The following is an 11,503-nucleotide window of genomic DNA, read 5'->3' on the forward strand; positions in this document are numbered from 1 at the left end:
CTTTTCCATTCCGGAAACAATTCTTCGCATCCTTGCGGAATTGACAGGGAATGGTTTGATGAGAGAGTGTCCGCGCATGTAAGCGGGGCCAAGGCGCTTTTCCTTCCGGGCACCACTTCTATCTATTGCAATAGAAATACTGAATTCAGGAGCTGTGGCATGGACCGCGTTGAGAAATATGGATTGCAGATCGATGCGGGGCTCCACCGCTTTCTGGTCGAAGAGGCGATGCCAGGCACCGGCGTCGATGCGGATCGGTTCTTTTCCGCCTTCTCGGATCTCGTTCACGATCTCGGACCGAAGAACCGGGCCCTTCTCGTCAAGCGCGACGAGCTGCAGGCCAGGCTCGACGGCTGGTATCGCGAGCATGGTGCCCCGGTCGACATGGAAGCCTATGAAGCCTTCCTGCGGGAGATCGGCTACCTCCTGCCCGAAGGTCCCGATTTTTACGTCTCGACCGCAAATGTCGATTCCGAGATCGCGACGATCGCCGGGCCGCAGCTTGTCGTGCCGGTGATGAACGCGCGCTATGCGCTCAATGCCGCCAATGCCCGCTGGGGATCGCTCTACGACGCCCTTTACGGCACCGATGCGATAGCCGAGACCGACGGGGCCGAGCGCGGCAAGGGATACAATCCGAAGCGCGGTGCCAAGGTCATCGCCTGGGCGCGAGAATTTCTCGACGCGAGCGCCCCGCTGGCGACCGGCCGCTGGAGCGATGCCAAATCGTTCTCGGTCGAGGGAGCGACGCTAACCGTAATGCTTGCCGACGGCACGAAGAGCGCGCCGCGCAATTCCGTTCAGTTCGCCGGCTATGCCGGTGACCCCGCGGCGCCGTCCGAGATCGTTCTGCGTCGGAACGGCCTTCACATCGTCATCGTCCTCGACGCGACGACACCGATCGGCAAGGCCGACGCCGCCGGCATTTCCGACGTCGTTTTGGAATCGGCGATCACCACGATCATGGATTGCGAGGATTCGGTTGCGGCCGTCGATGCCGAGGACAAGGTGCTCGTCTACCGCAACTGGCTCGGGCTGATGAAAGGCGATCTCGAGGAGGAGGTGACCAAGGGCGGCAGGGCGTTCACCCGGAGGCTCAACCCCGATAGGGCCTATACGGCTCCGGACGGCGCGACGCTGACACTGCCGGGGCGGTCGCTGATGCTGGTGCGCAATGTGGGCCACCTGATGACCAACCCCGCGGTCCTCGACCGGGACGGCGAAGAGGTGCCGGAAGGCCTGATGGACGCCATGGTGACGGCGCTGATCGCACTCCACGACATCGGCCGGAACGGTCGGCGGGCGAATTCCCGCAGCGGCTCCATGTATGTGGTCAAGCCGAAAATGCATGGGCCGGAGGAAGTCGCCTTCGCCTGCGAGATCTTCGCCCGCGTAGAGTCGGCGCTCGGGCTTCCGCCCAACACGATGAAGATGGGAATCATGGACGAGGAGCGGCGGACGACCGTCAACCTCAAGGAATGCATCCGCGCCGCCCGCGAACGGGTCGTCTTCATCAATACCGGCTTCCTCGACCGCACCGGCGACGAAATCCACACCTCGATGGAAGCCGGCCCGATGATCCGCAAGGGCGACATGAAGCAGGCGCCGTGGATATCGGCCTATGAGAACTGGAACGTCGATGTCGGTCTCGAATGCGGGCTTTCCGGCCACGCCCAGATCGGCAAGGGCATGTGGGCGATGCCGGACCTGATGGCGGCGATGCTGGAGCAGAAGATCGCCCATCCGAAGGCGGGCGCGAACACGGCCTGGGTACCGTCGCCGACGGCCGCGACTCTGCACGCCACCCACTACCACCGCGTCAACGTCGCCGAAGTCCAGGCGGGCCTCAAGAGCCGCACCCGCGCGAAGCTAGCCGATATCCTCTCCGTGCCGGTCGCCCCACGGCCGAACTGGACCGAGGAGGAAATCCAGCGCGAACTCGACAACAATGCGCAGGGCATTCTCGGTTATGTCGTGCGCTGGGTCGACCAGGGCGTCGGCTGCTCCAAGGTGCCCGACATCAACAATGTCGGCCTTATGGAGGACCGCGCGACGCTGCGCATCTCGGCGCAGCATATGGCGAACTGGCTGCATCACGGCATCGTCAGCGAAGCGCAGATCGTCGAAACCATGAAGCGCATGGCGGCGATCGTCGACGGGCAGAACGCCGGCGATCCGAACTATCAGCCGATGGCCGGCCGCTTCGAGGAGTCGATCGCCTTTCAGGCGGCACTCGATCTCGTGCTCAAGGGCCGCGAGCAGCCGAACGGCTATACCGAGCCGGTCCTGCACCGCCGCCGGCTGGAGCTGAAGGCGAAGCTGGGGGCATAAGGCCTGTTGAGGTTCGGGCCACCCGCCGTCGCTTGTTTGATTTCCTCATTCCTGTGACAAGCACAGGAATGAGGGGATCAACAAGGCGCGCCGTGCGTCCAAAGGGACGCACTAACTTATCGAGTTGAGCGCAATCACCCCGCTACGGCAAAAAGAAAGAGCCACCCGGCATCACCGGGCGGCCCTTTTTCGATGTGTTGCAGCCGCTACTGCTGCACGACGACGCGTGCGTTGCGGCCGGGGCGGACCCGCGAATAGAGATCCATGATGTCCTGGTTCATCAGGCGGATGCAGCCGGACGAGGCAGCGGTGCCGATCGACGACCATTCCGGCGTGCCGTGCAGGCGGAAGAGCGTGTCCCGGCCTTCCTTGTTGAAGAGGTAGAGAGCGCGTGCGCCGAGCGGATTGCTGATGCCCGGGCCCATGCCGGCCTCGACATATCTGGCGACTTCCGGCTTGCGCTCGGCCATTTCCTTCGGCGGGTGCCAGGTCGGCCATTCCTGCTTCCAGGCGACATAGGCCTCGCCTTCCCACGCGAAACCCTGCTTGCCGACGCCGATCCCGTAACGTACGGCCTTGCCGCCGGGCAGCACGTAATAGAGGAAGCGGCTCGGCGTGTTGACGACGATCGTTCCCGGGCGTTCCTTCGTCGGGTAGTCGACGATCTGCCGGTGGAAACGCTGGTCTACGCGGTTGATCGGAACGCCCGGCACCGCATACCCGTGGTCCTCAACAGGGCCATAATTGCTGGAGAATATCTGGTTCGTCGCCACTTTCTCGCCCTCGGGAGAGGAGCCGGCCGTGGTCGTGGTCTGTGAGCAGCCGGCGAGGGCAACGGTGGCCGCCAGGCTGCACAGAAGGAGAGCGTTGCGGAAGCGCATGATGGTCTCGTAAAAGAGGTCAGGAAAATACGGGGGAGGGTGTCCGGCCGTCAGCGGCACCAGCTTATTTTCTATTGCACCGCAGTGCGCAAGGGACCGGCCCCCCGCAATGTGGCCGAAAGGTGTAAATTCCGTGACGATTGCTTTTTTGCAACAAACCACCCTGCAGCGCCGCGCTTCTCGTCAGACGCGCAAAGGTCGCCGTAGCACTTTCCGAGGGCGGCAATGACGATCTTGTCTATCCATGGCGATAATCCGCTCGCAGACGGACGCCAGTCAGAGCGGGCGATGAAGGTACGCCGCGGCGTTCAGCGGCTGCTGATGGAACTGCGCCACGCGGCTCTGCCCGAACTGACGCTTGCGAGCGGGCGGCGGGCCGATCTCATCTCGCTCTCGCCCAAGGGCGAAATCTGGATCATCGAGATCAAGACCTCGATCGAGGACTTCCGCGTCGACCGCAAGTGGCCGGAATACCGGCTTCACTGCGACCGCCTGTTCTTCGCAACCCATGCGCAGGTGCCGCTCGACATCTTTCCGGAAGAATGCGGGCTGATGCTTTCCGACGGCTACGGCGCGCATATGCTGCGCGAGGCACCGGAACACCGCCTGCCGCCGAGCACGCGAAAATCGGTGACGCAGGCCTTCGCCCGCACGGCGGCGCAGCGCCTGACGCTCGCAGAATGGGCAGCCGAACGGAACGGCGACCTTGGCCAGTCGATCAGCGACATCGTCAGCGGGGACCGGGATTAGAAGGGCGGCGCGGTTATTTGGGCGCCCGTTTCGCCAGAATGCGCTGCAGGGTCCGTCGGTGCATGTTGAGCCGGCGCGCGGTTTCCGAAACATTGCGCTCGCACATTTCATAGACGCGCTGAATATGCTCCCACCGTACGCGGTCGGCCGACATCGGGTTTTCCGGAGGCTCCACCCGCTCGCCCGGGCGCTGAATCAGCGCCGCGAGAATGTCGTCGGCGTCCGCGGGCTTGGCCAGATAGTCGAGCGCTCCGAGCTTCACGGCGTTGACCGCGGTCGCGATGTTTCCATAGCCCGTCAGAACGATCATGCGCGTGTCGTCGCGGCGCCCGCGGATCGCCTCGATCACGTCGAGACCGCTGCCGTCGCTCAGGCGGAGATCGATGACTGCATGTTTCGGCGGGCGGGTCTTCGCCTTGGCTATGCCTTCGGCGACCGATTCGGCGATCTCGACCGCGAAGCCGCGCGCTTCCATGGCGCGCGCGAGGCGCCGCAGAAAAGCCGTGTCGTCATCGACGATCAGAAGGCTCTTGTCAGGCCCGATCAAGTCCGCATCCGCGGCGTGAGTGTTTGGCGCAGGCATCGACTTTTCGATCATTTCTCAAATCCCTACAGCGCCATGCGTCTCACCGGACGCGCAAAGGCCGCTGTAACCCTTCAAGTGCTGCATGTTCCATCCTTTCACCGGACAGGATCAAAGGAAACATGCGGTAGGCATAAACCGGTGGTTTTTCTGGCAATCATGTGGGTTTCCCCGCACCTGTCTTCAATAAACCGCCAAAAGTCATTTCGCCAGTTTCGTGTCCATCAGCACGCGCGGCCATTCGACGCTGACCCGGGCGCCCGGGTGTTTCGAGCCGCCGTTCTCGAAGCGCAGCCGGGCGCCTGAACGCTCGAGCAGCGTCTTGGCGATGAAGAGGCCGAGGCCGAGGCCGCCGGCGCTGTCGTCCTTCTGCCGCCGCGTCACATAGGGTTCGCCGATCCGCGCTAGGATGTCCGGCGAAAAACCGTCGCCGTCGTCTTCGATCGTCACCCGCACGCGCTCGGCCGTGTGCTCCGTCGTGACGGTCACCTTCTTGCGCGCATAGTCGACCGCGTTCTCCAGTAGATTGCCCAGGCCGTAGAGAATGCCGGCATTGCGGATGCCGACCGGTTCCGAGGCGCGATCGCCCTGCTCCTTCAGCTCGATTTCTATGCCGAATTCGCGATGTGGCGCCATTACCTCCTCGATCAGCGATGAGAGCGGCAGAAGCCGCATATGTTCCTCGCTTTCGGACGAAAGGGTGGTCAGCCGCCTCAGAATGTCGCGGCAGCGTTCGCTCTGGCTGCGCAGAAGATGGACGTCCTCGCCGAAACGCGGATCGTCGCCGAGCTCCCGTTCCATCTCCTTGGCGACGACGCTGATCGTCGCGAGCGGCGTTCCGAGTTCGTGGGCGGCGGCGGCCGCGAGACCGTCGAGCTGCGACAGGTGCTTCTCGCGCTGGAGCACGAGCTCGGTCGCCGTCAGCGCTTCGGAAAGCTCGCTTGCCTCGAGCGAGACGCGATAGGTGTAGAAGGCTGCGAAAGCCGTCATCGAGACGATCGCGAACCAGATGCCTGCCGTCAGCACGCGCGGCATCAACAGAAGGGTGCCCGGATACCAGGGCAGCGGGAAGGGCGAGAAGGCAAGGGCGGTGACGCCAAGGACGGCGAGGCCGGCCAGAACGATGCTCTGCGGCTTCGGCTGCGAGGCCGACGATATGATGACCGGCACGCAGAGAAGCGGTGCGAAGGGGTTGGCAAGGCCGCCGGTGATGAAGAGCAATGCAGTCAGTTGCGCAAGGTCGATGCCGAGCAGGGTGAAGGCGGCCGGCGGCGTCAGCCGCTGCGTCGGCGGAAAGCGGAGCGTGAGAAAGACGTTGAGAAGCGCCAGGCAGGCGATCAATACGGAACAGGGAACGACCGGCAGCGGGAACTGCAGCCATAGCGCCGTGACGACGACGGCGAGCGATTGTCCACCCACCGCCAGCCAGCGCAGCCGCACGAGCGTCTGCAGCCTCAGACTGCGATTGCTGTTCAGATCGTTATAGAGTGTCGCAGCTGCCATGCGTTTCCGTTTCGCGATGCGGGTCGCATGCGCGACCGGGCGTCATTTCATCTTACCGGACTTTATGCCGAACCCGGCAAATATGAAACGGCGCCCGACCGCAGTGCGCCGTAGAGCCGCATCCGGCCACGTTGGAGCGGATGCGAGCGGGAAACGAGTACACTTCATCCCACCCCGCTCTAAGTCCCGCGCGGTTTCGCGCGCGTCGTCGGCATCGCATTGGCGGGGTCCTCCGGCCAGGGATGTTTCGGATAGCGGCCGCGCATCTCGGCTCTGACGTCCTTCCACGAACCCGCCCAGAAGCCGGGCAGGTCCCGTGTCGTCTGGATCGGGCGGTGGCCGGGGGAAATCAGCTCGAGAAGCAGCGGCAGTCGACCGTCGCCGATCGCGGGATGCGTTTTCAGACCGAAGAGCTCCTGAACGCGGATCGACAGGAGCGGTTCGTCGCCATCGTAATGGATCGGATGACGCTGGCCCGTCGGCGCTTCGAAATGCGTCGGGGCCAGCCGGGCGAGGTCGCGCTGAAGCTCGTATGGAACGAGCGACGTGAGGCCTTCGGCGAGATCGCGGCCCTTGATCCCGTCGATGCCGCCGGCGCCTCCCTGGAAAGGAACGAACCATTCGTCGAGACGGGAGATCAGACCCGTATCCGACATGTCCGGCCAGGGCTCGCCGATGGAGCGGTGCAGGAAGTCGATGCGGTCGCGCAGTTGCTCCACGTCCTTCGGGAACGGGACAGCGGCGAGCCCCAACTGCCGGATACCGTCCGCGAGTGCCCGCGCCGCCGCCTCGCCGCTGGGACGAGGCAGGGGTTTCTCCTCGAAGATGATCGCCCCGAGCCGTGTCACCCGGCGGGCACGCACCTGCCGGCTCGCCCGATCGAAGAAGCTCTGCTCCTCGGTGACGATGGCTTCCGGCATGTGCCCCTCGACATCCGACCGGTCTATCTCCGCGGCTGCGAGCACCCGCTGTGCGCCGGCTCTGCCGGTAAGATCGGCAATGACGAGCATCCCGGCCGCAGCGAGCCGTTCGGTCTCGGGTATCTCGGCGCCGCGTCCGTTCGCCATGACGAAGCGCCCGCGCCCGCCGCGCTGCAGCGCGATGCGGTCGGGAAAGGCGTGCATCAGCAGGGCTCCAGGCAAAACGGGCTTCGGACCCGCGCTCTTTGAGGCGCCGAGTTCGGCGGCCATTCGCCGCGCCAGACCGCGGGCAGCTTCCGCCCGGTCGCTGCGTTCGCTCCGGAACCGGCGCAGCCGCTCCTCGATATCGATGCCGTTGCCGCCGAGGCCCTGCTCGGTGAGCATCACCGCGAGAAGGCAGGCCTCCTGCGCCCGCCCTTCCTCGGCGGCTGCAACCGCCATTGCCGCAAGCCGCACCGGCAGCGCCAGATCGCGGATCCTGCGGCCTCTCGGCGTCAGCGCGCCGCGGCTGTCGATCGCGCCGAGCTCGAGGAGCAGGCCTCGCGCCTCGCGCAGGGTCGTCTCCGGCGGCGGGTCGAGGAATCTCAGCGTCGACGGATCGGCCACACCCCAATGGGCAAGATCGAGGAGCAGGCCGGAGAGATCGCTGGCGAGGATCTGCGGCGGCGTGAAAGCTGCGAGCGCCGCCGTCTGGCCGGAATGCCACAGGCGGATCGCGATACCCGGCTCGGTTCTTCCGGCGCGCCCGGCGCGCTGATCGGCCGAGGCTCTGGAAACGCGCACGGTTTCGAGCCGCGTTATGCCCGTCGAGGCCTCGAAGACCGGCAGCCGCTGCAGACCGCTGTCGACGACGATCCTGACGCCGTCGATGGTGATCGAGGTTTCGGCGATCGAGGTCGCCAGCACGATCTTGCGCGTGCCCTTCGGTGCCGGTCGGATCGCCGCATCCTGTTCCTTCTGGCTCAGATTGCCGTAGAGCGGAACGATTGCGGTCGCCTCCCCGAAGCGATCGGCGAGACGCGCGGCGGTGCGGGCGATTTCCGCCTGCCCCGGCAGGAAGGCGAGGATGGAACCTTCCTCGGACCGGTGCGCCTCGGCAATCGTCCGGACCATCGCGTCCTCGACGCTTTCACCGGCCGCTCTGTTTTCGTAGCGTATGTCGATCGGGAAGCTCCGGCCCTCGCTTTTCAGGACCGGCGCATCGCCGACGAGTCCGGCGATGCGCTCGACGTCGAGCGTCGCCGACATGACGACGATCCTGAGGTCCTCGCGAAGTGCCGATTGCACGTCCAGCGCCAGCGCCAGTCCGAAATCCGCATCCAGCGAACGCTCGTGGAACTCGTCGAAAAGGACAGCCGAAACGCCGGACAATTCGGGATCGTCGAGGATCATCCGGCTGAAGACGCCCTCCGTTACCACCTCGATCCGGGTTTTGCCCGATACGCGGTTGTCGAGCCGCATCCGATAGCCGACGGTTTCGCCGACCTTCTCCCCCAGAAGTTCGGCCATGCGTCCGGCCGCCGCCCGCGCGGCGAGCCGCCGCGGTTCGAGCAGAATGATCTTGCCGTCGCCGCGCCAGGGCTGGTCGAGCAGGAAAAGCGGCACCAGCGTCGTCTTGCCGGCGCCGGGAGGAGCCGACAGCACGACCGATCCCGCCGAAGCGAGCGCGTCGCCAAGGCCGGGCAGGATTTCGCGGATGGGCAGGGCAGGAAGCGCGCGCATCACGCCTGCTCCTCCATTCCGATTTCGATCACGCGGCCGCCGGCGGCTTCCGCGTCGGCACTGTCGTGGGTCACGAGGATGGTCGGCAGCCCGGCCGCCCTCGCCTTGGAAAAGACGAGCTCGCGCGTCTGCTGCCTGAGCGCCGCGTCGAGATTGGAGAAGGGCTCGTCGAGAAGCAGGAATCGTGGCGCTGAAACGAGCACCCTTTGCAGTGCCACGCGCGCCTTCTGGCCGCCGGAGAGCGTGTCCGGGTCGCGGTCGAAGAAGCCGGTAAGGCCCACCTCGTCGAGGGCTGCGTCGGCCAGCCGGCGGCGTGCGCCCCGTCCTTTGACATCGGGCGCTATGGCGAAGACGATGTTGCCGCCGACCGATAGATGGGGAAAGAGCAGCGGATCCTGAAACAGGATGCCCGCGTGTCGCCGGTTGGCGGGAACCGCCGTCAGGTCCTTGCCGTCGATCAGAATGCGGCCGCTCACATCGAATGCCGGATCGAGAAAGCCTCCCGCAAAGGCGAGCAGGGTCGACTTGCCGGAGCCGGACGGCCCCATGATCGTCAGCACCTCGCCCGGCGCGACGGCCGCCGATATGGCGAGCAGGGCCCGGCCGCCCAGACCGATCGTCACCTCCGAGAGCGTCAGGCATCCTGTCTTGATCGGGGATTTTGACCCGGCGTTTTCCTGCATTCACGTCCTCATTGCCCGCCGGTTGCGGAATAGCAACTGCGGGCCGAGCGACGCAACGAGAAATGCGAGGAAGGGCAGGAGCCCCTGAACGAAGGCGTAGATGCCGATGACCCGCCGGTCGCCGCCCGACGAGAGTGCGACGGCCTCGGTCGTGATCGTCGTCAGCCGCCCGGACCCGATGAGGAGCGTCGGAAGATAGAGGCTGACCGACACCGCGAAACCGACCGCGAGCGCGGCGAGGCAGGCACGAAAGAGCAATGGCAGCCGGACCGCGAACAGGATTTCCAACGCCGGCTTGCCGAAGCCGGCGGCGATTTTTTCGAAGCGCGGGTCGACCTCGCGCCAGGGGGCCGACAGTGACAGAAGCACGTAAGGGAGCACGAAAACGAAATGGACCGCCAGCACGCTCGCGAAGCCCGGCGTGAGCCCCGCCGAGAGCATCAGGACCTGCAGCCCGAAGATGAAGCTGATCTCCGGGACGAGCAAGGGGAGGTACAGCAGCCGGTAGCCGCCTGCATTCTTCCGTGCGCCGGCGATGCCGTTGCGGTAGAGCAGGAGGATCGTAAATACGAGCGCCAGCGATGACGCCGAAAGAGCGAGCGCGACCGTGGTGCCAAGCGGCGCCCAGAGTTGAGGCAATATGCGCATCCAGGTATTGAGCGTGAGACTTCCGGGCAACGCGTCGGGAAATGGCCAGAGGCCCGCAACCGACCAGATCGAAAGCAGGCTGAGCCCCGCGAAAATGGTGACCGTACAGGTGGTCATGGCGAGGGCGCCCGCGGCGCGAACCGCGCCGTCCCGCGCAAAGCGCCGTCCCGAAAAGATCAGGCGCGCGAGAACGGCTTTCCCGATCCGTTCGAGCGCGATCCAGATGGCCATTGCAGCGACGACGACGCCAAGCTGCAGGAAAGCGCCCGCCGATGCGAGAAATCGCGCGCCGAGGTCGTCATCTCCGGCCCATTGGGTTACTCGCACCGGCAATGTTGGCGGCAGCTTCGGCCCGAGAATCATGGCGACGTCCACGACGGATACCGAATAGACGAGCACCGCGAAGACCGGCAGGCGGATCTGGCGGTAGAGGGCCGGCCAAAGGCAGACGGCGAAGCCCGCGACGCGCCCGTAGCCGAGCGCCGCCGCAAGGCGCGAGGCTCTGGTGACGGCAAGCTGCGGCAGGGCGGCAAGCGTCACCAGAAAGAGAAACGGCACCTCCTTGGCGATGAGCCCGGCAATCATCGTCAGCGCGAAAGGGTCGTTGGGAAGAAGCCAGTCCGGCGGCCGCGTGAAGCCCGTCACCTCCGGCGAGATCAGCCGGAGCAGGAAGCCCGACGGGGCGACGAGGAAAGCCAACGCAAAGGCGGCGGCGGCATGCGGAACGGCAAGCAGGGGAGAGACGAGATGCTGGATGCGGGCGAAAGTCGGCGTGCCGGCGAAGCCCGCGACGAATGTGCCGACGACCGCTGTCGCTGCGACCGTCGTCAGCAATCCCGCAGCGAGGCCTGTCAGGGCCGAGCGAAGGATGTGCGGCTGGCCGGCGAGTTCGGCGAAATGGGCAAGCGTGACGCGAAAGCCGCCGAGCGCCGGCAGGTAGCCGAAGGCCGGCAGGATCGTGCCTGCAAGCCCGGCAAGGATGGGAAGCCCCAGAATGAAGGCAAGGAGGGCGTTTCCGCCGAGCCTAGTTGGCTGCGCCATAACGACGGATCCATTCGGTTTCGATCCGTATCATCCAGTCCGGGTGCGGTTCGTCGAGCGCGGGACCGAGTTCGCCGGGGCGGAGCGTCGCAATGCCGAGGTCCAGGCGCTCGAAAGCGGACCGGTCGGCTGCCGGAAGTTTTGCAGGAGAAAGCACGGTCGGGTCGCCCCAGATCTTCGGATCCTGCTTGCGAAGCTGCGCCTCGGGCGTGAGGAGGAAATCGGCAAGCAGAAGCGCGCCGGCCTTTGCCGTTGCGTTGTAGGGAATGGCGACGAAATGGGTATTGCCGAGCGTGCCGCCGGAAAAGGCGAAGGAGCGGACCGTCTCCGGCAGCTCGCCATTGGCGATCGCGGAGGAGGCTTCCGCGGGGTTGAAGGCGAAAATGATGTCGAGTTCGCCGTCGGCGAGCTTCTGCTTCATGTCCGCGTAGTTCTGCGGGT

9 protein-coding genes (1 of these 9 running past the window's edge) are annotated in these 11,503 nt (G+C 65.4%); 2 read left to right on the forward strand and 7 right to left on the reverse strand.

What is annotated here, in order from left to right; all coding sequences use genetic code 11:
- Window positions 1–159 precede the first annotated feature (159 nt).
- Window positions 160–2,331 carry a malate synthase G gene (locus PZL22_RS18335; RefSeq protein WP_003531974.1) on the forward strand — a complete coding sequence of 724 codons (2,172 nt, stop codon included), beginning with the start codon at window positions 160–162 and terminating at the stop codon, window positions 2,329–2,331.
- Between the two features lie 206 nt (window positions 2,332–2,537).
- Here PZL22_RS18335 and PZL22_RS18340 read toward each other — a convergent pair whose 3' ends face one another.
- Window positions 2,538–3,212: a L,D-transpeptidase gene (locus PZL22_RS18340; protein ID WP_003531973.1), complete on the reverse strand. Its 675-nt coding sequence runs from the start codon at window positions 3,210–3,212 to the stop codon at window positions 2,538–2,540.
- Between the two features lie 225 nt (window positions 3,213–3,437).
- Here PZL22_RS18340 and PZL22_RS18345 point away from each other — a divergent pair, with 225 nt between their 5' ends.
- Window positions 3,438–3,962: an MmcB family DNA repair protein gene (locus PZL22_RS18345; protein WP_003531972.1), complete on the forward strand. Its 525-nt coding sequence runs from the start codon at window positions 3,438–3,440 to the stop codon at window positions 3,960–3,962.
- A 13-nt stretch (window positions 3,963–3,975) separates the two neighbouring features.
- Here the strand turns inward: PZL22_RS18345 and actR are convergent, their stop codons facing one another.
- From actR to PZL22_RS18375, 6 genes are all read right to left on the reverse strand, one after another.
- A complete protein-coding gene (gene actR / locus PZL22_RS18350; RefSeq protein WP_003531971.1) occupies window positions 3,976–4,560 on the reverse strand; it encodes a global response regulator transcription factor ActR in 585 nt (194 codons plus the stop codon).
- Between the two features lie 186 nt (window positions 4,561–4,746).
- Window positions 4,747–6,048: an ActS/PrrB/RegB family redox-sensitive histidine kinase gene (locus PZL22_RS18355; protein WP_003531970.1), complete on the reverse strand. Its 1,302-nt coding sequence runs from the start codon at window positions 6,046–6,048 to the stop codon at window positions 4,747–4,749.
- Between the two features lie 179 nt (window positions 6,049–6,227).
- Complete coding sequence (hrpB, locus tag PZL22_RS18360) at window positions 6,228–8,690, reverse strand: ATP-dependent helicase HrpB (RefSeq protein WP_284718527.1); 2,463 nt, start codon at window positions 8,688–8,690, stop codon at window positions 6,228–6,230.
- Window positions 8,690–9,373: an ABC transporter ATP-binding protein gene (locus PZL22_RS18365; protein ID WP_003531967.1), complete on the reverse strand. Its 684-nt coding sequence runs from the start codon at window positions 9,371–9,373 to the stop codon at window positions 8,690–8,692. The genes hrpB and PZL22_RS18365 overlap by 1 nt, the downstream gene beginning before the upstream one ends.
- Window positions 9,374–11,062: an ABC transporter permease gene (locus PZL22_RS18370; RefSeq protein WP_003531966.1), complete on the reverse strand. Its 1,689-nt coding sequence runs from the start codon at window positions 11,060–11,062 to the stop codon at window positions 9,374–9,376.
- A protein-coding gene (locus PZL22_RS18375) for an ABC transporter substrate-binding protein (protein WP_003531965.1) crosses the window boundary here: on the reverse strand, window positions 11,046–11,503 show its 3' portion. 769 nt of this gene lie beyond the right edge of the window; the window shows 458 of its 1,227 coding nt (coding positions 770–1,227); the start codon falls outside the window, past its right edge; its stop codon occupies window positions 11,046–11,048. The genes PZL22_RS18370 and PZL22_RS18375 overlap by 17 nt, the downstream gene beginning before the upstream one ends.

This window comes from Ensifer meliloti (assembly GCF_030064585.1).
In the GTDB taxonomy this organism is placed as follows: Bacteria; Pseudomonadota; Alphaproteobacteria; order Rhizobiales; family Rhizobiaceae; genus Sinorhizobium; species Sinorhizobium meliloti.

Coding starts and splice junctions, on each gene's coding strand:
- PZL22_RS18355 (WP_003531970.1), bottom strand. CDS start 6,048: ATGGCAGCTGCGACACTCTATAACGATCTGAACAGCAATCGCAGTCTG.
- PZL22_RS18345 (WP_003531972.1), top strand. CDS start 3,438: ATGACGATCTTGTCTATCCATGGCGATAATCCGCTCGCAGACGGACGC.
- PZL22_RS18335 (WP_003531974.1), top strand. CDS start 160: ATGGACCGCGTTGAGAAATATGGATTGCAGATCGATGCGGGGCTCCAC.
- PZL22_RS18370 (WP_003531966.1), bottom strand. CDS start 11,062: ATGGCGCAGCCAACTAGGCTCGGCGGAAACGCCCTCCTTGCCTTCATT.
- PZL22_RS18365 (WP_003531967.1), bottom strand. CDS start 9,373: ATGCAGGAAAACGCCGGGTCAAAATCCCCGATCAAGACAGGATGCCTG.
- actR (WP_003531971.1), bottom strand. CDS start 4,560: ATGATCGAAAAGTCGATGCCTGCGCCAAACACTCACGCCGCGGATGCG.
- hrpB (WP_284718527.1), bottom strand. CDS start 8,690: ATGCGCGCGCTTCCTGCCCTGCCCATCCGCGAAATCCTGCCCGGCCTT.
- PZL22_RS18340 (WP_003531973.1), bottom strand. CDS start 3,212: ATGCGCTTCCGCAACGCTCTCCTTCTGTGCAGCCTGGCGGCCACCGTT.